This window comes from Cryomorphaceae bacterium 1068 (assembly GCA_027214385.1).
Taxonomy (GTDB): Bacteria; Bacteroidota; Bacteroidia; order Flavobacteriales_D; family Cryomorphaceae; genus JAKVAV01.
Genome location: JAPVXR010000006.1, coordinates 40,385 through 61,642, shown reverse-complemented (window position 1 = coordinate 61,642; position 21,258 = coordinate 40,385). Strand labels below are relative to the sequence as shown.

18 protein-coding genes are annotated in these 21,258 nt (G+C 43.4%); 8 read left to right on the top strand and 10 right to left on the bottom strand.

Annotated features, from left to right (window positions below):
- Positions 1 to 5 precede the first annotated feature (5 nt).
- The 4 genes from thrC to O3Q51_09530 form a co-directional block, all read right to left on the bottom strand.
- On the bottom strand, positions 6 to 1,292 hold the full coding sequence (gene thrC / locus O3Q51_09545; GenBank protein MCZ4409052.1) for a threonine synthase: 1,287 nt from the start codon (positions 1,290 to 1,292) through the stop codon (positions 6 to 8).
- Positions 1,289 to 2,227, bottom strand: a complete 939-nt coding sequence (locus O3Q51_09540; GenBank protein ID MCZ4409051.1) for a homoserine kinase — start codon at positions 2,225 to 2,227, stop codon at positions 1,289 to 1,291. Before O3Q51_09540 ends, thrC begins: the two co-directional genes overlap by 4 nt.
- Positions 2,228 to 2,229: 2 nt before the next feature.
- A complete protein-coding gene (gene thrA, locus O3Q51_09535) occupies positions 2,230 to 4,662 on the bottom strand; it encodes a bifunctional aspartate kinase/homoserine dehydrogenase I (protein ID MCZ4409050.1) in 2,433 nt (810 codons plus the stop codon).
- Positions 4,663 to 5,035: 373 nt separating this feature from the next.
- Positions 5,036 to 5,410 carry a hypothetical protein gene (locus tag O3Q51_09530; protein ID MCZ4409049.1) on the bottom strand — a complete coding sequence of 125 codons (375 nt, stop codon included), beginning with the start codon at positions 5,408 to 5,410 and terminating at the stop codon, positions 5,036 to 5,038.
- A 295-nt stretch (positions 5,411 to 5,705) separates the two neighbouring features.
- Between O3Q51_09530 and O3Q51_09525 the strand changes: the two genes are divergently transcribed.
- From O3Q51_09525 to O3Q51_09510, 4 genes are all read left to right on the top strand, one after another.
- Positions 5,706 to 6,707 (top strand): hypothetical protein, encoded by a 1,002-nt coding sequence (locus tag O3Q51_09525; GenBank protein MCZ4409048.1) that lies wholly within the window; start codon positions 5,706 to 5,708, stop codon positions 6,705 to 6,707.
- A gap of 209 nt (positions 6,708 to 6,916) precedes the next feature.
- Positions 6,917 to 7,600: a DUF4956 domain-containing protein gene (locus O3Q51_09520; GenBank protein ID MCZ4409047.1), complete on the top strand. Its 684-nt coding sequence runs from the start codon at positions 6,917 to 6,919 to the stop codon at positions 7,598 to 7,600.
- Positions 7,601 to 7,602: 2 nt separating this feature from the next.
- Positions 7,603 to 8,316 (top strand): polyphosphate polymerase domain-containing protein, encoded by a 714-nt coding sequence (locus tag O3Q51_09515; protein MCZ4409046.1) that lies wholly within the window; start codon positions 7,603 to 7,605, stop codon positions 8,314 to 8,316.
- A 30-nt stretch (positions 8,317 to 8,346) separates the two neighbouring features.
- Positions 8,347 to 11,310, top strand: a complete 2,964-nt coding sequence (locus O3Q51_09510; protein MCZ4409045.1) for a CotH kinase family protein — start codon at positions 8,347 to 8,349, stop codon at positions 11,308 to 11,310.
- 94 nt (positions 11,311 to 11,404) lie between these two features.
- On the opposite strand, the gene O3Q51_09505 is transcribed toward O3Q51_09510, so the two are convergent.
- From O3Q51_09505 to O3Q51_09485, 5 genes are all read right to left on the bottom strand, one after another.
- Positions 11,405 to 12,529, bottom strand: coding sequence for a T9SS type A sorting domain-containing protein (locus O3Q51_09505; protein MCZ4409044.1), 1,125 nt, complete (start codon positions 12,527 to 12,529; stop codon positions 11,405 to 11,407).
- Positions 12,530 to 12,559: 30 nt separating this feature from the next.
- Entirely contained in the window at positions 12,560 to 13,309 is a 750-nt protein-coding gene (locus O3Q51_09500) for an inorganic diphosphatase (GenBank protein ID MCZ4409043.1), read from the bottom strand.
- A 323-nt stretch (positions 13,310 to 13,632) separates the two neighbouring features.
- On the bottom strand, positions 13,633 to 14,343 hold the full coding sequence (locus O3Q51_09495) for a class I SAM-dependent methyltransferase (protein ID MCZ4409042.1): 711 nt from the start codon (positions 14,341 to 14,343) through the stop codon (positions 13,633 to 13,635).
- Positions 14,344 to 14,661: 318 nt separating this feature from the next.
- A complete protein-coding gene (locus O3Q51_09490; protein ID MCZ4409041.1) occupies positions 14,662 to 14,865 on the bottom strand; it encodes a hypothetical protein in 204 nt (67 codons plus the stop codon).
- Positions 14,862 to 15,827 carry a T9SS type A sorting domain-containing protein gene (locus O3Q51_09485; protein ID MCZ4409040.1) on the bottom strand — a complete coding sequence of 322 codons (966 nt, stop codon included), beginning with the start codon at positions 15,825 to 15,827 and terminating at the stop codon, positions 14,862 to 14,864. Before O3Q51_09485 ends, O3Q51_09490 begins: the two co-directional genes overlap by 4 nt.
- Before the next feature lie 416 nt (positions 15,828 to 16,243).
- Between O3Q51_09485 and O3Q51_09480 the strand changes: the two genes are divergently transcribed.
- The 4 genes from O3Q51_09480 to O3Q51_09465 all read left to right on the top strand — a co-directional run bounded on the left by O3Q51_09480 (position 16,244) and on the right by O3Q51_09465 (position 20,282).
- Positions 16,244 to 17,080, top strand: a complete 837-nt coding sequence (locus tag O3Q51_09480; GenBank protein ID MCZ4409039.1) for a prephenate dehydratase — start codon at positions 16,244 to 16,246, stop codon at positions 17,078 to 17,080.
- Positions 17,073 to 18,254 (top strand): aminotransferase class I/II-fold pyridoxal phosphate-dependent enzyme, encoded by a 1,182-nt coding sequence (locus O3Q51_09475; GenBank protein MCZ4409038.1) that lies wholly within the window; start codon positions 17,073 to 17,075, stop codon positions 18,252 to 18,254. The genes O3Q51_09480 and O3Q51_09475 overlap by 8 nt, the downstream gene beginning before the upstream one ends.
- Before the next feature lie 15 nt (positions 18,255 to 18,269).
- Positions 18,270 to 19,361, top strand: coding sequence for a chorismate mutase (locus O3Q51_09470; GenBank protein ID MCZ4409037.1), 1,092 nt, complete (start codon positions 18,270 to 18,272; stop codon positions 19,359 to 19,361).
- A 141-nt stretch (positions 19,362 to 19,502) separates the two neighbouring features.
- Positions 19,503 to 20,282, top strand: a complete 780-nt coding sequence (locus tag O3Q51_09465) for a DUF481 domain-containing protein (GenBank protein ID MCZ4409036.1) — start codon at positions 19,503 to 19,505, stop codon at positions 20,280 to 20,282.
- A gap of 42 nt (positions 20,283 to 20,324) precedes the next feature.
- Here the strand turns inward: O3Q51_09465 and O3Q51_09460 are convergent, their stop codons facing one another.
- Positions 20,325 to 21,251, bottom strand: a complete 927-nt coding sequence (locus O3Q51_09460; protein MCZ4409035.1) for a 2-dehydropantoate 2-reductase — start codon at positions 21,249 to 21,251, stop codon at positions 20,325 to 20,327.
- Positions 21,252 to 21,258 lie beyond the last annotated feature (7 nt).

Sequence of the window (21,258 nt, the reverse complement as noted above, 5' to 3'; positions counted from 1 at the left end):
CTTCTTCAATTCCGCTTCATCAAAAGCTTTCTCAAATCGGAGTAGTCATTTTTCATACTGACTTTGCTGCAGCCTTCCAGGTTCACTTTCTCAGATCGATAGTCGGGAATGGCTTTGACGATGATCTTCGAGAACTTTTGTGGATGAGCCGTTTCCAAAAACACCCCGATCTCATTTTCATGGAGTTGCTCGGATAAGGCCAATTTCCCAACTGCGCCGTGTGGATCTAAAATATACTCGGTTTCTCGATAGCACTTCTCCACTTCTTCAACGGTGGAAGAATCGCTGAATCGATTGGCACTGACATCGGCTTTCATTCGAGTGATGTTGCCTTTGTAGAGGTGCTCTATCCGTTCAAAATTGCTCGGATTGCCCACGTCCATAGCGTTAGAATAAGTGAGCACGGAAGCTTTCTTTACAAATTCACCTGTGGAGAGGTATTGGTAAAAAGTATCGTTGGCATTGTGCGCTGAAATGAACTGATCGATGGGCAACCCGATCTTTTTGGCCAATAAGCCCGCCGTAAGATTACCTAAGTTTCCCGAAGGAACGGATACCACGAGTCTTTTATCGCCGAGCTTTGACTTGAGCTGCTTGTAGGCAAAAAAGTAATACAGCATTTGCGGAAGCAAGCGTGCGATATTGATGGAGTTGGCACTGCTCAGTGTCATTTCCTTTCGTAATTCCTTATCGTTGAAAGCCTCTTTGACCAGTTTTTGGCAATCATCGAAAGTCCCTTCTACTTCGGCGACAAGGATATTTTTTCCCAAGCTCGTCATTTGAAACTCTTGGTAAGGACTCACTTTTCCTTTCGGGAAAAGTATGGTTACGGCAACGCCCGGCAGATCAAAAAAACCATGAGCGACTGCACTTCCCGTATCCCCGGAAGTAGCCACGAGAATGGTGACGTCTTCTTTTTTATCCTTGTAAAAATGCGACAAGCAGCGCGACATAAATCGAGCGCCGACATCCTTGAAGGCCTGTGTGGGTCCATGAAACAGTTCCAGTGAGTAGATGTCCTTTTCTACCTCAACGACGGGAGTTGGAAAGGTAATAGTGGTCGCAATGACTTGCCTGAGTTGTTCATCCGTTAGGGATTCTTCCACAAATGGTTTAAGAACTCGGAAAGCAATTTCGTGGTCTTCGTGATTTTCAATTTGATCAAAAAAAGAAACGGGAAGCTGAGGAATGCTTTCCGGAAAATACAAACCGCCGTTTTGGCTGAGCCCGTTGATGACCGCCTCTTCGAATGAGGCCTTCTCCTCATTTTTTCTAGTGCTGATGTACTTCATGGCTTCGGGTTTAGAATTCGTGCGCCGCTGTTTTCGACCAACGCGTTGATAAAGGTTTGAGTTGCGATGTTTCCATCTTCGTATATTTTTAACAGAGCCGCTTCAATGCGCTTGGCATTTTCTTCGCCTTCGGCAAGTGCAAATATGGACGGACCTGATCCCGAAATACCAAAAGACATAGCGTCATTGGTCATAGCCATAGATTTCATTTCTTTAAAGTGCGGAATGAGAAAACTTCGTGCGGGTTCTACGACCAAATCGCGCAGAGAGTCCGCAACCAAACGAAGGTTTTTTTCATAAAGACCTGCCACAAATGTTCCCATATACGCCACTTGTTTGATATACGTGTCTAGAGGAACTTGGTCTTCCAAGAGCTTTCGGGAATCAGCTGTATTTACGGTAATGTTGGGATAGAGTGTGACGATATAAAGATTGTCGATCAAAGGAAGTTTGATCAGGTCGTCGGGATTCTTTCCCTTGGCCAAGATGATGCCTCCCAGGAGAGATGGAGCCACATTGTCAACGTGATCAGTACCACAAGCCACTCTTTCCCCCTCGGCAGCGAAAGCTACCAATTCTTTACTGGTATAGGGTGAGTCAATCAGGTGGTTGTAACCATAGGCGGCTGCAGCGCTGCTGGCGCTACTCGAGCCCAGTCCGCTCCCTGCGGCAAATCCTTTCTTCAGTCGAATATCAACTCCGCGAAAGTCGTTTTGTGCTTCCTGCATTTTTCGGATCACAACTGAACAGCAATTTTTTTCGACCTCATAAGGAAGGCCGTCACCGTTGATGATTTCGATGATTTTATTTGTCCCCGTATTGTTAAAGGTCAGCTCTACTTCATCGCCAATGTTATTCAAAGAAAGTCCCAGAATATCATAGCCCACATTGAAGTTGGCAAGTGTGGCGGGGGCGAAGGCGGTTATACTTTTCATGCTCAATTATTGATGATTTGCATTAAATCAGAAAAGACGCCGCTCGCCGTTATGTTGGCTCCTGCACCGGCTCCTTTAATCACCAGTGGTTCTACTGCATATCGATTGGTATTGATGGCTACCACATTGTCTTTTCCTTCTAAGTTATAAAAAGGACTGTCAGAAGATATTTCATTCAAGGCAACGGATAGCTTTCCATTTTCCAGCGTAGCCAAGACCTTCAATTTGTTTTCATTGGAAGTTGCTTTGGAATATAACTCCTTGAAATGTGCTTCGTGCTTTTCCAAATTATTAAAGAAGCTTGGGACATCTGCAGAGTCGGAGCATTCTTTGGGTAAAAAATCATTAAAAGTAATGTCTGATAATTCGCGGTTTAATCCTGATTCTCTCGACAGAATTAGGATCTTTCGCATTACATCCAATCCACTCAAGTCAATCAGGGGGTTGGGCTCAGTGTAGCCATCTTCTTTTGCCTTGAGTACCACGTCGGCAAATTTATTTTCGCCATTGTACTCGTTGAAGATGAAGTTTAAGCTCCCTGAAATCACTGCTTCAATTTTGTGAATTTTGTCTCCACTGATATTTAGGTCGTGAATAGTTTTTATAATCGGGAGGGCAGCACCTACAGAGGTTTCATACTTGAAAGAGCAATTGTGTTCTTTGGCCAAACTTTTCAATCGGGCATACAATTCATACTCGCTACTACACGCGATTTTGTTACACGTCACCACTGAGATGCTATTCTCCAATAGTTGCGCGTACCCACTGCTCACCACTTCCGAGGCCGTATTGTCTATGAAAATACTGTTCCGCAAATTCAAGGCAATAATTTCGTCGAGGTAATTGGACAGGGTGCCGTATTCCTTTCCTTTTTCTTTTATGCTTAATATGTCTTCATGATTCAATTCATCTCCATCGATCAGGAGCATTCTGGTGCTATTGGCCACGCCAACGACCTTGAGATTAATGCCGTATTCTTCGATGAGTGTTTCTTTCTGGTCAGCGATGATCTTCAAAAACTCGCTCCCCACATTTCCTACTCCCGCGATGAAGAGGTGAACGTCTTTCACCACATTGCTGAAGAACTTTTCGTGAATCACGTTCAGGGCTTTTGCTTCGTCTTTTCGATCGATCACGATGGAAATGTTTCTTTCGGAAGCACCTTGGGCAATGGCCGTGATGTTGATGCCGTTCTCGCCGATGGCACCGAATACTTTTCCACAAAGTCCGACTTTGTGACGCATATTATCGCCGATCAGGGCGATAATACATTTGTCGGTTTGGCTACTGACCGGATTGATCAATCCTTTTTCAATCTCGTAACTGAATTCTTGATTAATAGCCGCTTCGGCCTTCTCCATGTTCTTTTGATCGATGCCCATCCCGATGCTTTGTTCTGAGCAACTTTGGGTGATCAAGACAATGTTCACTTGCACTTCTTCCAAAGCTTGAAAAACCCTTCTTGCGCTACCTTTCTTTTTGGCTAAGCCGATACCCGAAATGGTGATCATAGCAATATGATCCAAAGAAGATAGTCCGTGGATTTTATGCTCGACCGACTTATTTTCATTGCTGATAAATGTCCCTTCATCCTCTGGCGAGAGGGTGTTTTTCAAGTAGAGCGGAATGTCCTTTTTGATCAAGGGTAGGATGGAGGACGGGTACAATACCTTAGCGCCGAAGTAGGCCATTTCAAACGCTTCTTCGTAGCTGATCTTCTTTATAGAAACAGTGTTACCAACGATTTTGGGATTGGCGCTGTGCATTCCGCTTACATCGCTCCAGATCTCCAGGTACTTGGCATCCACCGCATGGGCATAAATGGAAGCCGAATAGTCAGATCCGCCTCGGCCGAGTGTCACAATTTCGCCGTCCTTATTGGAGGCGATAAACCCTCCTGCAATGTAGTTTTTGTCGGTTACCTTTTCAGATATTGCCTTGGTGGTTTTGGTCAAATCTACCGTGGCATTGAGGTAATCTCCTTCGGCCCTGATGAGCTTGCTACTATCCAAAAGGTTTATTTCGCTTCCACTGCTTTCCAGGTATTTGTGGAGAATGACGGCTGAAAGTTGTTCTCCGAAACTCGACACATTGGCAAGAGTTCTTGGAGAAAGCTCTTTCAGGATGTTAATCCCTTTGCAAATGGCTTCTAGTTCAGTGCATTTTTGCTGAACTTTCATGTGCAATTCGGTTTGATATTGAGCTGTAAACAGTAGACCGATTAGCTCAAAATGAACTCTCCTGATCTCTTCCAGAAGATCAGAAACATCTTCATTCAAGGCCTGTCGGGCAAGATTCTCTAGTTTGTTGGTGACTTGCGAGAAGGCGGAAACAACGATGATGTAATTGTCGTCTTTATTAAGTAGTATTGATTCTATATGTTCGAGGTTCTGTTTGGAGGAAACGCTGGTACCTCCGAATTTCATCACAATCATTGCGATAGGTTTTGTGTTATAAATAGCCTTGTGAAATAGAAATGCAGATTTCTATGGTTTTGGATTGACATGCGGAATGTCCGAAGTTTAGATAGAACCCCGAAGGGTGAGGGTGAACTGGATAATGGTAATAAGCCTTGCACACGGCCCCGTTACTCCGTAAGAGGTATTTGAGGTGGCTGTATTTCTTGTGTTCAGTGACATGTCAGGTCGAAAATAGGTTTTTTTTTAGAAGCATGGCAATGATGATGAGAAAAAGTGTGGGTCTAATGATCACATAGATAGAGATTCACCTCGGCTTTCTCAGAATGCAATAATTTCAGAGGTGTAGGAGATGAGCGCTGAGCAATATAGGCGTGTATCGAGATTCTGGTTACGCAGGTAATGGATTACTACGATTCTCTTTCTTGGCGTAATGGAAAATCATTGCTATGCTAAAAATCACATTTCCAATCCAGATTGACATGCCGACAAGAATCAGTCGCTGTGCATCGTCGGTAAACTGAGCAAATTCTCGAAACTCAGAAATCAATGCGCCCAGAAAGAGTAAATTGACTACAAAGAAAATGCTGCCCAATACAAGTCCCATTATCCGGTTTCGAAAGATGAGTTGAACCAAAATGATCAAGGCTATCCACATGAAAATGGGATTGAGCTCCAATGGCGGTGTGTAACCGGCTAAGATGGCCATGATGATAAAGTAGTATTCGGATAGTTTGAAAAAGGTCGACTTTACTTTTGGTGACATGCTAGGACAGTTTGGTGCGCTAAGTTGTAAACTATTGTTTAAATCAACGAAGGGTTTTTTAAATAATTGCGAAGAGAGTTTCTCTGGATTCTCTTTATTAGTAGAGCTCAGAAAATCACATGAGCTACCAGGTGAAATGTGGTAGTAGTAAAACTCAAACTGCCCGTGATATATTTCGATGGACAGTTGGAAAAATAAACGCTAACGAACGTTTAGCATGCTTTTACAATCTTTTACATTCATTCACAGGACGCCTTGCTGAGGCGCGTATCTTCAGGTCAAAGCAAATGAAATTATGATTCGTGAAAAGATCAGGTTCGCAGGGTTTACCGCTGTGTTGGCCTTTGCAGTTTTTGGCTGCTCCAATGCAAGTGCCCTCCAGCCAAGGCAAACCGACAAGGATAAAGTTTATATCGCTCATCAAGAAAAGCGATCGGTCTACGTGAAACTGCAACAAAACAGTCACCTCTCGGTGGAGGAGCTTATCGGTCTTTATTACCAATTGAAGCACGATGCGCCAAACGACTACAATTTTGAAAACGAGCAGGAGCTGAATCGGTTGGGGTATGATTTCCTTGCAGAAGGAAAAATCGGGTCGGCTATTGAGATTTTTAAATTGCTCGTAACAGAGTTTCCCGATTCGGCTAATCCGTATGACAGCTTGGGAGAGGGATATATGGCTGCAGGTGAGGACTCGCTCGCTATTGTGAATTACGAAATGTCCGTGAAACTGGACCCAAAGAATTACCACGCAGTAGATCAGATTACCATCCTGAAGGGGATGGGATTGTTGGTGACTGATTGGGGAAAAGAGTTCTTTCATTTTCCGCTGCATTTTGCCGAAGAGATTCCATACAGGGGAGTAGAAGAAGTGGTATTTCCTGTAAACTGGATCAAGCCCGATAGCATAGACTTTTGGTCGTATGTATTTGTGTGGGCATTGGAAGACAAACAAGCTACTACAGCCGAGGAATTGGAAGGCAACCTGAAATTGTACTTTGACGGATTGATTGGTGGCTTGAGTCGGACGGATCAGTCTAAGCTGACAAAGACCAAAGCACAATTTCTACCCAACACCGACCTAAAGGACAGCGTGGCATTTACCGGTGAACTAACTATCTTCGATGGATTTGTCACTCAAGAACCATTAACTCTTCATGCCAGAATCTATTCGGATTACTGTGGAGAAAAAGATCAGCTTATTCTGCTTTTTCGATTTTCACCCTTGCCCTTTGAACATGACATATGGGAGAAGCTCAGGACTGTTAAGGTGCACTCGACTGTGTGTGAGATGTGATGGAGGCGGAAGGTTTGGGCGAAACAAAGGAACTATTTGAGCAAGACAATATACTCAGTGCACTCTAGACCTGGCGTTTCTATTTATCAAAAACGCAATCACATCCTTATCGAGTCAGTCTGCACTTGCTGATGTATCAAGGAATTTCACATTGGGTTTATTCTTTCTTAACGCAATGCCTATCTTGTGGCCCTTTTTAAACGATTCTTATGGAGGATAAGTGGAATCTATTTCAGAAGTTCTTGATAGTCGAGAATGAGAACATCTCAATTGAGGATTTTTTGATCAATTCTGTATTGGTCGTCATATTGTGTGGGTTGTTGGGATGGACATACCAAAAAGTCGCTAAGAGCCTATCGAATAAAAAAGATTTCTCATCTAACTTCATGGTGCTGGCATTTACTACAATGCTCATCATAACGATTGTTAAATCATCACTCGCTCTATCATTGGGCTTGGTAGGAGCACTCTCCATTGTCAGATTCAGAGCTGCCATAAAGGAGCCTGAAGAACTCTCATTTCTGTTCTTTGCTATTGCAATAGGTCTGGGCTTAGGTGCAAATCAAGTTACTATCGTTTTGATCGCCTTCGCCGTCTTTATGGCAATTCTCTGGGGAAGACATCTCGTAAAAAAGAAAGAGTCTATCAATAGCATATTTTTAAACATAGATTCCGATGTGAAAGATGGTATTTCATTGGATAAAGTGACTGCACTTCTTAAAGCGCATTTTAAAAAGCACCAATTGAAGCGATTTGATGAGCAGAATGAGTCTGTAGAAATGTCTTTTGTAGTGGAAGCCAAGAAATCGGAAGATTTAGAAAAGTTTAGAAACGAACTGCGGGGCACTTATCCCAACAGCAACCTTTCCTTTCTAGACAATAAAAGCTATTAATCGTGCGGAATAGCGATGAATACACGGTTTTAGAGAATGCAAGATTTGAAAGGAAGTTTGTAGTTGAAAACCAATCCGTTCAATTCGTCAGGCAGATGATCAAGGTCAATCCAGTCGGATTTCGCAAGGTATTCCAAGCAAGACGTATCAACAACGTTTATTTTGACTCACCCAACCTTAACAATTACTATGACAACCACTTTGGTAAAAGCGCAAGAACCAAGGTTAGAATAAGGTGGTATGGAGATACTTTTGGCAAAATTGAGAATCCGATTTTAGAATTCAAGACCAAACGTGCGTTGGTCGGAAAAAAAAAGTCGTACAAACTCCTACCTTTTGAGCTTAATTCTGCCACTACCAAACAAGATTTAATAACCTCGTTCCAAAACTCAGACTTACCTGAGGATGTATTGAATCAGGTTAAAAGGTTAGTTCCGACTCTATTAAATAGCTACGAACGTGAGTACTACAAATCATTTGATAGTAAGTATCGAATTACAGTAGATATTGCTTTGAGGTTTTATAATTTTAAGTCGAAGAACAATAATTTCAAGAAATTTGCCGAGGAGAAGAACACTATCATTGTTGAACTAAAATACGATGAGCGACAAGCCGAAAATGTTTCGATGATCACATCACAGTTACCGGTGCGTTTGAATAAGTTTTCTAAGTATGTCAGGGGTATTGAAATCTTTCACCCTCATTTGGCTGTTTAGATCGACATGAATTATTCGGCTAACGGAATAATGAAGCCACTACTTCTTAAGAGTATAATCATTGTCATGTTTTTCTGCGTTTCATGCGCGGAGAACACTACCAATGACACCAAGGACAGCTACAGAATTGAATGCAATTCTGACGAGGAAGAGCAGGTGAATACGGGATTCAATGGAAGAATAGCAACCACCTTGGGTGGTGAAAAGACGGATAAAGAATTTCACAGTGCTCCCACATCTTTGCGCATTGATAAAGAGAATTCTTTTGCCTTTACCACGCGTATCGAAAACGCAGAAACAGATCAATATTTCAAAGTTTCTATTTGGCGCAAAGACCCAAACAAAACGTCTAAACTGGTCATAGACGGCGAACCCAAGGGTATAATCTATCTCGAAAAACCGATAGTGGTAGAAAAGGGAGAGAACGGATGGGAAAAACTGGAAATAGAATTTGAACTTCCGCCGGCGGTGGAGGCTATCTCTATCTATGCGCGTGCTCCGTCAAACGAAGGATATTTTGATGATCTGGTTATAGAATCCTTTCGTCGAAAAGAATACCCTGAATTCAGGGGTCAATCCGGTTTACATCTCTATTTCTCAGAAGAGGAGTTGGCGTTCTTTGAGAGTGAGAGAGAAGAAGCTTTTAGAGAAGGTGTTCATTTTAGCCGCGACCGCTGGTCTAAGGGGGTTTTATCAGATGAGAAAATAGTAATACCCATAGAAGCTCGCTTGAAAGGTGATTGGTTGGATCATATGCAAGGCAGAAAATGGTCTTTCCGGGTGAAAACACGAGAAGATAGGACGTTTGGCCGCATGCGATCATTCTCAGTCCAAACTCCTGCTAGCCGAAATTTTTTACACGAATACCTTGCACATGAGTTGTTTACAGATCAAGGTATCCTGACGACCAGATATTCATTTACTCCACTTTATCTCAATACGGAAAACTTTGGCCTTTATGCAATTGAGGAACATTTCGCCAAGCAATTGATTGAATTTAACCTGAGAAGGGAAGGACCAATTATTAGGTTTGATGAAGATCCGTTTTGGAGAGTTAATGCATTAACGGTAGGGACTGACAGGGTGGAGTACCCATACATGCCTGTGTTCGAGACGAGCAGAATCACCCCGTTTGGAACGAACAAAGTGCTGTCTGATACGATAATGTATGGCCAATTCCTTATCGCGCAAAGTCTCCTCAATCAATTCAGAAACAGAGAGAGTTCAATTGACGATTTGTTTGATCTTGATAAACTGGCCAAATACCTGGCATTAATGGATCTCGTAGATGGCAAACACGGGTTTATTTGGCACAATATGAGGTTTTATTACAATCCCGTTTTGTGCAAACTTGAACCAATAAATTTTGACAATTATACGGAAGAGTATGAAGACGGTAGCGCTACTTTGTCGGCTTTAGTATTTGACAAAAACAGTACTTACCTGAAGTATGAAAATATGATCCATTCCTTTTTTGGTTCGGAAAAATTACTTGAGCTGTACTTGAATTATTTGGAAGAGTATACTGATCCTGAGTTTATTCAAGAATTTCTGGTTCAACGAGACGATGAACTCAATGAACACGCCGATCTGATAAATATGGAGTTTTCGCATTATAACTTACCTGAAGACTTTTTGCAGAGCAATGCATTGGATTTAAAAGCGCAAATAGCTAAGCTAAGAGAGAAAAGAACAAATGGATATTTCACAGATATTGAATTTAAAGAACCAACTTATCCTTTCAATACGGCTTTGACAAAATCACTCGTTCCTTATTTCGTGAATTTATATTACTCCAAAGCCAATGCAAATGAAGCTTCCCTCTTGGTTGAGAATTACAATGCGAGACCGGTTCAGTTTATGGCAATATTGAATGAGCAGAAACGAGAGTTGTACAGCTTTGACGATTTGATTTTAGATAATTATAGCGGCCAATTGGTTGATACAATGCTTTCGATGCCTTACTTCACAACGGCAAAATATGCTGTGCTGAAAGCTCTTGACTCAGATGAAGAGTACACAGCCGAATTATCTCTATGGAAGAAGAATACGCTGAAATCTCCTTATCAGAAATTGAAAAGTGACTCTAGCTCAAATCCAAATCAACTGTTCATTGAGAATGGTGATTCTTTGATTCTGAAGAAAGGGGACTATGTTCTGCGAAATAAGATACTCATCCCCGAGGGTAAAGTTGTTCTGTTCGAAGCCGGTGTTCATTTGAATATGATAGATTCAGCCTGTATCGTTTCTCACTCCAGAATTATTGCCAATGGTACCGGACAAGAGCGAATCTTGATTCAATCTTCCGATTCCTCAGCCAATGGATTTAATGTACTTCAAGCCCATGGAGAATCCTATGTATCCCATACCACCTTCAGTAATTTGAGCACCTTAAGCTACAAAGGATGGGGATTAACCGGTGCCGTGAATTTTTATGAATCGGATGTCACCTTCAGTCACACCACCTTTGAGGATAATCATTGTGAGGACGCACTGAACATAATTCGGTCGACATTTTTAGTTGATAGTTCATTCTTTTATGGCATTTACTCCGATGCATTTGATTCTGATTTTTGCACAGGACAACTACTGAATTCCACCTTTGACAAAATCGGGAATGACGCCATTGATTTTAGCACGAGCCAAATCGACATAGCAAACTGTTACATCCTAAATGCGAACGATAAGGGAATAAGTGGGGGAGAGCAGTCAACATTGAATGTGACCAATTGCACCGTAGAGAATTGCAACATTGGTGTTGCTTCAAAGGATTTATCTCAGGTAAACCTTAAAGATGTAGAAATTATCAATTCCAATTATGGACTGGTTGCTTTGCAAAAGAAGCCTGAGTATGGCGGCGCTACGCTGAGAACAAAAGGTTTATCCATAAAGAATTGCGAAACTAAATTTCTGATTGAGAGAGGTTCTTCGGTGTATTTAGAGGAAAGAAAAATAGAAGGGACGGCGAAAGATGTGTATGAAATCTTCTATTGATTTTCACTTGAAGTAAGCTTCAGCGTCCAGTCAATGAGCCTGAAGATATAGAATCGAATTTTCAACAACAATTATAAGGGGCCTTAGAGGGTGGCTATTGGATAATAAGCTTTTGGACCCTGGTTTCTGATTCGCTGCTAAGCTTGGCGGTGTAAAGCCCATTTTGCAGCTGAGAGATGTTTATCGGTTGATTTGAGTATTCATTACAGTTTTCTTCAAGAATTAGTGCTCCCTTCATGTCGTATAGTTGAAGGATGCTCGCTTGATTGGTTGAAACATTGATAAATTGGTCGGAAGGATTCGGATAAATAAAATTGGTGCCGGTTTGCTCTTCGGATTCTGTAGAGGTTGTGATGTCGACAGTCAAGTAATCGTTGAGCTCTCCCAAGCAAAATAGATCTTGGTCATTTAAACAAATCAAATCGTAACTAACAGTCTTATCTGAATCAATATTTACCACAACGAAATTATCTCCATCTTGCCCTCCCATGCCACTGGCAATGAATGTAATATTGTTGTAGCGGTCGTAAGAAACTACTGAAGACCAACTGGCTCCAAGGTCGCCTGCAAATATGTAGACATCATTTGTTATGGAGTCAAAAATTGGAATCACAGTTGTCCAAAAGTTCACAGGAGCAACTCTCCCCTCATATGAGTTAGGGCTTATGTGGTTAAATTGATCATCATCTCTCCAGAGGATTTGATGAAAAAAAACAAAGACTTTTTCAATGGAGGCACATTTACCATTAATTACATTTTTCAAATATTCCAGTTGGTCACCTGCGATGCTCCATCCATCTATGTTGGCGTCCAGAATGATAAACAAATCGTTGTTGTATGTAAAGTCAAAATATGTATCGCCGTACCGAGCTTCAAACAAGGGTAGATTCCGCACTTCGTGATTACCGGCGACAAAATGCACTGGTATGCCTAGGTCCTCGACGTCCGCGTCAATCTCTTCCCAATCTTGGGCTACAGGAGTACTAGGTACAATATCTCCGGCGAAAACACCAAATTCTATTTCAGACCTGCTTTGTACGTAGGGAAACTTTGCCTTAAACGGTGGGTGAACCCCAATATTATTAGCCCCTACCGCTCCATAGACATGCCCCGCCACAAAGAATGAGTAGGGCTCAAAATCATTTTGAGCTTGAGCAGACAGGCCAACTAGGACGAGTAGTAGAACAAATGGAGATCGTTTCATATTGAACATTCTCATAATTCTAAATTTACACTCTTTTTCTTGAACCTATTTTGGTATTGTAGCTGCATCGCTTAACTCATATTGTTTGATGGCGGCCGCCAGCACTTCTAGAGCACTGATTTTATTGCCAAATCCATTTGATGTTATTTTTCCCGGTCCTTTATAATTGGTAAACCAGATCTCTAAAATCTCTGAAATTCCGTTGTATTTTGCCTCAAGCTCGCTGACATCATCAACTTCATACAGCATTGAATTTGGAGACACGGCAACCAGCTTATCATCTTGTTCTTGGTTGTCCATCAAGTATAGAATACCTATAACCTTGCATTCAATTATGCCACCTCTATCTACGGGCGGTCCAAGCACTATAATATCGAGAGGGTCGCCGTCCCCACCCAGTTCTTTTGAGAGTATGGTTTTCGGAACCATCCCATAATTGCCGGGATACCCTAAGTAATTGATAATTCTTAGGGCATTATTGACATGCTCAGGTTCAATTTGTCCATTGGTCTTATTCAACTCCCACTTTTCGACCGTTCCTGAGGGAATTTCAATTATGGCATTCACAGTTCCATTTGCGCCGATAGCTTCATAATCCTCCAAGAAATTTGTATTTCCTTTTTCGTCTTTTGAAGAGGCCTTATCGGCTTTTTCTATTTCATCACTCTCTGTGTTTCCACAGGATAATAAGAGAAAGAAGAGCGAATAACTAAAAAGCAGAATATAGCGATGGTTTATTGCCTTCATCTTATGCCCAAAAGGCTCAACATTAAAATGGACGTTTTTCCTTCTCATAACGTAGGTGAAGCTTGAGCTAAAATTAGTTCAAATTTCCTGTTCGAGGACCAGCCGAGAATGATTTATGCCGACGGAAATTTGTGGATATATACTCGAATAGGATTCTGATAAGTTTGAATAGCAAATCTCAATATAAGAGTAGCTGTAACTTAGCTAAGTTTGGCCACGATTTGTGTTGATTTTGAGATAACTTATGCTGAAAAGGCGGTGGCTTGGATTGAGATTCTTTCGGTTAATGAAAAAAATGGGAAGATTGCTGCTGGTGTTGGAGGGGGCAGAAGTCATGCAGGCAGAAATTCTTGCACGGCTGAGTGTTAGGTTCAGAGATCCAGAGGGGCAGCTTCAGCACTTTTTTCAGCTATCCCAAAAACTATATACTTATGTCTTTTTGGTATAAATGGATTAATTATATGATCAATTTTGCTTAATAAATTTCGCTGCTTTTCTGTTCTTCCAAATGCTGCGAGAAAACCAACCGTTTCGTATTGGATAGAATCAAATGAATCGAACACCTCGTCAATTTCATTGTATTTTAGGTAATTCCACCTGCTTCCCCATTTGACAAATCTTTTTCGAATGTACATATGTAGGAATGATGCTTCAAGATTCTCTGCAAACAGTAATTTTCCATTTGGTTTGAGGCTTTTATAAATCTCATCTATAGTTTGCTTCTTTAATTCGTCTTTTCCATTTCTGCTTACTCCTCCTAAAATTGATTTGAATACGACAATATCAAACGCGTTATCAAATGGAATATCAGTTGCATCAATGCTTCGATATTCAATATACTCTGAGCAGGAATATTTTTCATGTAATTCTGAAGCGTGCTCTTGTGGTGAATTTAAGTCGGAACAAATAACTTCATTGTGATTAATAGCGAGCCAAAGAGAAAGTCCTCCTCTTCTTCCTCCTAATTCAAGACAAGTGAGTTTAGTGGTTTTTAGATCAATTTTTTCTGTCCAAAAATCAATTGCTTTTGACCAATTTTCTATATCCCACTCTATTATGTCTATGATTAATTCTTTGGTCATTATTCTCTTTTGTGTCAAACCAATCGCTACGGCTAAGAAACGTAAAGTTTGTGGAATACGTTGGTGCCCATGCAAACGCTAATTCAGTCTGAAATTAGTCAATTTCGTTTTAAAGAAATCTCGCATGCGTCTTAGGTAATGCCTGGCACAGAGATAGATTTCCGTTCTATCCAGTATTCAAGTCTTCTGCGCTCCGGTGATTGGGCTGTTTTGAAAACCACTCAATTGCAGCAGTGAAAAAGGCGTTTTTCCTGTAGGTCCGGTCCCGAAAAAGTCAGGGGTTAAGCTGAGACCGAGATGACCGCCTGTGTAAACATTTTATCCGCTTATTGTTGTGTTTCCCGTTTTCATTAGCCGCATGCGGTTGATGTTATTGGTGCGCAAGTCTAGGTCTCCCGGGCCGTTGTAGCCAAGATATTTGCCCGCAACAGGGACATTATTATCAGTTGTAGATTGCCCTGAAACTTCACTAAAGGATAGAAAAGACAAAAAGTACACTATGTATTTTATAAAGTGTTTCATCGTATAAAGAGTTCTGTTGTAGAAAACTCATTCCGGCTAACATGAACTTTCACCAGATAGAGACCTTTAGCAAAACCTGAAACGTCAATGGACAATTCTTTTTGGCCCACATAGCTTTGCTCAAAGACCACTTCTCCCAACAGCGAGAGTATCTTTACAGTTCTTATCTCATTTGCCGCGGATTCGAGACTTACATATTGGGAAGCGGGGTTGGGGTAAACTGATAGACTGGCACCTCGAGCATCGTTTGTTGAAAGAACTTCAGTGATACTTACCGCATCTAATGCTAGATAAGCGTAAATGCCGATATCAGTATTTGCAATAAACTCGGTATTCGCATTGTCGAAGAAATTACCAAAGTGCACAAATGAATAATTAGAATCGGCGACGATCTCCGTGCTTATAGTTAACCAATTGGTAGTGTCCGACACAATTGTATCAATCTTGAAAGTGGCCGTATTGTCTATTAACAAAGAATCATGGCTGAATACAGGCACATTGGTAAACTTGAATCCAAAGTTATTCGCTGCAAGAGTGGTAGCTTGGGAATACAAACGAACAATGCTAAATTCCACTAAATAATTATTTCCTGTAACAAGAGGCTCGATTAGTTGCACTCCGATAGGTTCTCTGTAAGACTCTTCCACTCCAAATTGGTCTAAAAGTATAATTACTCCAGCATAACCCTCACCATCAAGCGGTTCTTGAAACCCAAAAGCCACGTTGGGTGGCATAAGATTTTCTGCATCTCCGCAGTTGAAGTACCATTCAGGAGTAGGATTGATTGACCCATCAGTATACTGAATGCTGCTGTACCAATCCAGACATTCTTCATCGAAATTCCCGATAAAGGAAGGACAGTTAGTGCCCTCCTCAAAGCTACCATTCGGCACCAAGTTTTGCGAAAACCCCGCTATAGCAATGACCCACGCCAAAAAGGTAGAAATAAGTCTTGTCTGCATTGGTCGAAATTGTATCAGAGGAATTAGTGCTTGAGAATAACAAATGTTCTTTGGTTCTATGAGTCTCGGATAAGGTCTCACCTCTGTTGCAAGTTAGCCATTTCTGTTTTTACTTCCATGAAGTTAGCCAAAGAATGAGTTGGTCAAAGTGGTCTCTATCCGATTTAAGTGATTTTCCACAAATCAATACCCCGTTGCGTCTTTTTGACACTTACTTCATTAATTCTGCAGATAAAGTCTTGGTTATCCCTTTTGGATCATTTACATTTATCCACTTGTCAAAACAAAACATGAGTAAACCAACGAATTTTTATAGCCGTTTCTGCTTCTATTTTAGTCAATAGAACGGGGCTGCTATTTGAATCATTCAACTGATTAAAAATACGGGAGTCCTTACAAACAGGGACTCTTTTTTTATGCGAGATAAAATCATCATACAAGGAGAGTTGGGTTGCTTCCACGAGGAGGCGGCGCTGAAGTACTTTGGCCAAAACGGACATGCGTTCGTTCCCGCCGAGTCTTTCCCGATTCTTGCCGCTCAGTTGGACAAGCACCCGAGCGACCACATCGCCATTATGGCCATCGAAAACTCCATTGCGGGCAGTCTGTTGCAGAATTACCGCATCTTGCGCGAGCACGGTTTCAGGATAGTGGGAGAGGTGTACCTGCGCATCAGGCACAACCTTATGGCTTTGCCCGGGCAAAACATGGAGCAGATCAAGGAAGTGGTTTCCCACCCCATGGCTTTGAACCAATGCCTGGTGTACCTCCGCGACAAGCCCATGAAGATGGTCGAATCGGAGGATACGGCTTTGAGCGCCAAACGCATCGCCGAGAACCGGACTACGGGCATTGCCGCCATTGCCGGAAGGCGAGCTGCAGAACTCTACGGTCTGGAAATACTGGCCGAGGGTATCGAGACGTCGAAAGTCAATTATACCCGCTTCTTTATCGTGCAAGCCAAGGGGAAACCCGTGCCGCCCGTGCAGGTCAATAAAGCCTCGATCTACCTCACGGTGGTGGACGGCCGCGGGAAACTGCTCAAGGTGCTGGAGGCCATAAGCCGCCACGACATCAACCTGAGCAAGCTGCAGTCGTACCCCGTATTGGGAGAGCTGAACCGCTACTACTTCCACCTCGATTTGGAATTTGACAACTTGGGCGAATTTGAAGCCTGCATGGACGATTTGAAGGAATGCACCGAGTCGCTGGAAGTTTTGGGAACTTATAAAAAAGCCGAGATCGATGATTGAAACAGCCAAACGTTTGGATGGAATCGGCACCTACTACTTTGCCGATAAGCTCGCTCAGATTCGCCGAATGAACGAGGCGGGCGACCAAGTCATCAACTTGGGAATCGGGAGTCCCGATATGCTGCCTCCCGCCGCCGTGATCGAGCGATTGAAGGAAGCCGTGCACGAGCCCGAAGCCAATATGTATCAGTCGTACCGCTCGCTGCCCGCCTTGCGCGTGGCCTTTGCCGATTGGTACCGCGAGCACTTTCGTGCAAAGGTGAATCCCGAGACGGAGATCCTTCCGCTGATCGGTTCCAAAGAGGGAATCATGCACATCGCCATGACCTTCCTGGGCCCCGGCGATCAGGCATTGGTGCCCGATCCGGGTTATCCCGCTTACGCCTCGGCCACGAAATTGGCAGGAGCCGAATCGGTTTACTATCCGCTCGAACAAGACTTGAACTGGCGCCCCGACCTGAAGGCATTGGCCCGGCGCGACCTGAGTGCCGTGAAGATCATGTGGATCAATTATCCCAATATGCCCACGGGAGCGCAAGCCGATCTCGATTTCTTTGCGGATTTGATCGCTTTCGCGAAAGCGCACGACATACTGATCTGCCACGACAATCCATATGCCTTCATCCTGAACGAGAAGCCGCTGAGCATCCTCGAAGTGGAAGGAGCGATGAAACACGCCTTGGAACTAAGCTCCCTGAGCAAGTGTTACAATATGGCGGGTTGGCGAGTGGGCTGCCTTGCCGGCAATGCCGAATACATCAACGCCGTGTTGAAGTTTAAGAGCAATATGGACTCGGGCATGTTTAAAGCCGTGCAAGAAGCTGCGGTGATCGCCTTACAGCAGGGCGAAGACTGGTTTGCTGCGCTAAACGAGGAATACGCCAAGCGAAAGGAATGGGCGCAGAAAATAATGGTTTTGCTGGGCTGCGAATACGAGGCAGACACGGCGGGCTTATTCGTCTGGGCAGAAATCCCTTCCTTTAAAGCTTCGGCTGAGGCCTATTCGGAAGAAGTTTTGGCTCAAGCCAAAGTATTCATCACCCCGGGGATGATCTTTGGCGAAAACGGAACCAAGCATTTGAGAATCTCTTTGTGCGGAGATCTAGAGCTATTTAAAGAAGCACATCGGCGCGTATTGGCGGCGATAGAAACGAACAAAATACAACTGACATAGATTAATTGAGAACGTATGGAAGGGACAAAGACAACTACAAAATTGCAATCGTGGATTTCCACGGGGCGCGGGCCGATACTCATCAGCGGCCCCTGCAGCGCTGAGACGGAAGAGCAGACATTGGAAACCGCCAAAAGGCTGGCCGCCACGGGAAAGGTGGACTACATCCGCGCGGGGATTTGGAAGCCCAGAACGCGACCCGGTTCCTTCGAAGGAGTAGGGGAGATCGGACTGCCGTGGATGCAGCGAGTGAAGGCCGAAACGGGACTTCCCGTAACCATCGAGGTGGCCAATGCCGCCCACGTGGAGCTGGCGCTGAAGCACGATATCGACATGCTGTGGATCGGAGCGCGATCTACCGTCAATCCTTTTACCGTTCAGGAAATCGCTGAAGCACTTCGGGGAGTTGATATTCCCGTTTTGATCAAGAATCCGATCAATGCCGACCTGGCGCTGTGGATTGGCTCTACCGAGCGTTTGATCCAATCGGGATTGAAGCGCGTTGGAGCCATTCACCGTGGATTTTCCAACCTCGGCGAGACGCATTACCGCAACCGTCCGCAGTGGCAATTGGCCATAGCTTACCGCAACGAGATGCCCGACTTGCCACTGATCTGCGATCCGAGTCACATCGGTGGACGCAGAGAATTGCTGTACCACATTTCCCAAAAGGCGATGGATCTGGACTACGACGGACTCATGCTCGAGTCGCACATCGATCCCGACAATGCATGGAGCGACGCGGCACAGCAGGTGACGCCTGAAACGTTGAATGACATGATCAACGCCATCGTGGTGCGCGAGCCTCAATTTGATGAGGGGACGGATCACGCCGAGCTGGATATGCTGCGTGAGAAGATCAATCACATTGACGATGAATTATTAAATCTTTTGGACAACAGAATGAAAGTGGCCAGAGACATTGGTAAGTTCAAAAAGGAAAACAACCTGACCATTCTTCAGAAAACAAGGTGGAATGCGATCTTGGAAAAGGGAAGAGAATATGCCAAGAGCCACGGTTTGAGCGAGAACTTTATCCAAGCCTATTTACAAAGCGTCCACGACGAGAGTATTACGCAGCAAGAGCATGTGATGAACGATGACTAAGTGATACGACAAAACCTTTGTGTACAGACTTTAACCCGCTTGTATTCAGTTCAAGTAGCGAAGCAACTATCTTTGAAACTTGCAGCCAGCGGGGTATAGCTTGTCAAGCACTTTAAGACGAGATATTTTCAGTGAAGTAGCATGAAAAAGCTTTTTTATTGCCTTTTGTTTTTCCCTTTTTGGCTGTCAGCCCAAACAAGCAAAAGCGATACGCTTGCGAGCGAGACAGACTCGCTGAAATTGAAAGCCAGCCTTTCGCTCACGGGTATTTTCCAGTCGGGAAATGTGGAGACTATCATTTTCAGAGCCAAGTCAGATATAGCTTATAAACCATGGAACAAGTGGCTGTTCAACAACCGAAACTCTTATTTGTATCAGGAGTTTGACAGAGACAAAGCAGATTTGGACATCGTTAGTCTCAACTTTTTGTACTTCACTCCTGACGCCACATGGTCTCCATTGCTTATTGGGATTATAAGCTCAAACTTTCGAAGAAAAATAGATTTGAGAACCATCCTTGGAGCTGGAGTGACCTATGAACTTTTGAGGGATAAGGAGGACATGCTAAAGTTTTCGGTATCCAGCGAATACGAGAGCACAAACTTCTCCAGAAGTCGGTTTAATTTGGAAGAGTACAATGGAAGCGAATCGATCAACACGTTGCGCGGTACCTTTTGGATCAATGGAAAGCACTATTTATTCGAGAAGAAGCTCATCGCGGGTTATGAAGCTTATTTCCAACAATCACTCGAAGAGAGCAATAATTTTCGCTGGCAAGCTGATCTAAGCCTTGAAATGCCCATTTCAAAATTCATCAACTTCAAGGTCAACTACCTCCACACCTACGAGAGTATTGTTGTGGCCGATCAAAAGCAACAAGACCGATTCTTGACTTTCGGGTTTACTTTCAAAAACTACTGATCCTTTGAAAGAGGTGTCGCAATGAGCAATTCACACTGGACTTTACTTCTTGTGCCTTGCCTTCAGTTCCATCGGCAGAACACATTGGTAAACAAAACGATTGATAGGAGTATCAACGCCGTATTTTTCTCCTAGTTTGACCACGGTGCCATTCTGGTATTCAATCTCCGATGGTTTTCCCTCCCAGACATCTCTCGTAAGCGACGAGGTAGAATCGTGTGGAAAGGTGTCGATAAACGAAACGGTTTTCTCCACGAAATCGGGTTCGATGTTTACTCCGATTTTTTGTGAGAGGTGGTAGATTTCAGTGACCAAGTCGATCATCAACTTTCTGGTTTCGGGCAGCTCCCTTATCTCACCGTAAGTCGCTTTGGTGATACCGAGGAGGGCACTGGTGCAAATCACCATGAACTTTTTCCATAGTTCGGCCTGAATGTTATTGGTTAGTTTCGATTCAATTCCTGCGGTTGTCAACACCTCTTGAATGTCCTTCACTCGTTGGGTTTGTCGCCCATCGATTTCCCCGAATATGATCGTGGGGTTGACCCCGATATGATTGATTACTCCCGGAGCCTCTATCATGCTGATGATCCGACAGAGTCCGCCAATAATGCTTGCTCTGTCTATGGCCTCCATCAATTCTTCTGCAGCCATCACGCCATTTTGCAAAGGCAAGATCATGCTGCCTGAGTCTGCTAGCGTTTTAAGATCCTCTCGAATTTCTTTGATCTGCCAGGCTTTTACACAAACCATCGTCAGGTCGGGGCTTCCCATGTCTGAAATCTGATCCATAGCTCGAAAGTCGCGCACCTCGAAGTCGCCTTGAATGCTTTTTACTTTTAGGCCCTCGGTTTGCAGCGCCTTTAAGTGTTCTCCTCTGGCTAAGAAGGTGACGTCATATCCCGCCTTCACCAATTTTCCTCCGAAGTATCCTCCGACTCCGCCTGTTCCGATTATGGCTATTTTCATTTTTTCT

Bases quoted from the DNA above. Each gene is read 5' to 3' on its own strand.
- O3Q51_09470 (MCZ4409037.1), top strand. From the start codon at position 18,270: ATGGAAGGGACAAAGACAACTACAAAATTGCAATCGTGGATTTCCACG.
- thrA (MCZ4409050.1), bottom strand. From the start codon at position 4,662: ATGATTGTGATGAAATTCGGAGGTACCAGCGTTTCCTCCAAACAGAAC.
- O3Q51_09480 (MCZ4409039.1), top strand. From the start codon at position 16,244: ATGCGAGATAAAATCATCATACAAGGAGAGTTGGGTTGCTTCCACGAG.
- thrC (MCZ4409052.1), bottom strand. From the start codon at position 1,292: ATGAAGTACATCAGCACTAGAAAAAATGAGGAGAAGGCCTCATTCGAA.
- O3Q51_09500 (MCZ4409043.1), bottom strand. From the start codon at position 13,309: ATGAGAAGGAAAAACGTCCATTTTAATGTTGAGCCTTTTGGGCATAAG.
- O3Q51_09530 (MCZ4409049.1), bottom strand. From the start codon at position 5,410: ATGTCACCAAAAGTAAAGTCGACCTTTTTCAAACTATCCGAATACTAC.
- O3Q51_09475 (MCZ4409038.1), top strand. From the start codon at position 17,073: ATGATTGAAACAGCCAAACGTTTGGATGGAATCGGCACCTACTACTTT.
- O3Q51_09510 (MCZ4409045.1), top strand. From the start codon at position 8,347: ATGAAGCCACTACTTCTTAAGAGTATAATCATTGTCATGTTTTTCTGC.
- O3Q51_09505 (MCZ4409044.1), bottom strand. From the start codon at position 12,529: ATGAGAATGTTCAATATGAAACGATCTCCATTTGTTCTACTACTCGTC.
- O3Q51_09485 (MCZ4409040.1), bottom strand. From the start codon at position 15,827: ATGCAGACAAGACTTATTTCTACCTTTTTGGCGTGGGTCATTGCTATA.
- O3Q51_09525 (MCZ4409048.1), top strand. From the start codon at position 5,706: ATGATTCGTGAAAAGATCAGGTTCGCAGGGTTTACCGCTGTGTTGGCC.
- O3Q51_09495 (MCZ4409042.1), bottom strand. From the start codon at position 14,343: ATGACCAAAGAATTAATCATAGACATAATAGAGTGGGATATAGAAAAT.
- O3Q51_09520 (MCZ4409047.1), top strand. From the start codon at position 6,917: ATGGAGGATAAGTGGAATCTATTTCAGAAGTTCTTGATAGTCGAGAAT.
- O3Q51_09465 (MCZ4409036.1), top strand. From the start codon at position 19,503: ATGAAAAAGCTTTTTTATTGCCTTTTGTTTTTCCCTTTTTGGCTGTCA.
- O3Q51_09460 (MCZ4409035.1), bottom strand. From the start codon at position 21,251: ATGAAAATAGCCATAATCGGAACAGGCGGAGTCGGAGGATACTTCGGA.
- O3Q51_09540 (MCZ4409051.1), bottom strand. From the start codon at position 2,227: ATGAAAAGTATAACCGCCTTCGCCCCCGCCACACTTGCCAACTTCAAT.
- O3Q51_09490 (MCZ4409041.1), bottom strand. From the start codon at position 14,865: ATGAAACACTTTATAAAATACATAGTGTACTTTTTGTCTTTTCTATCC.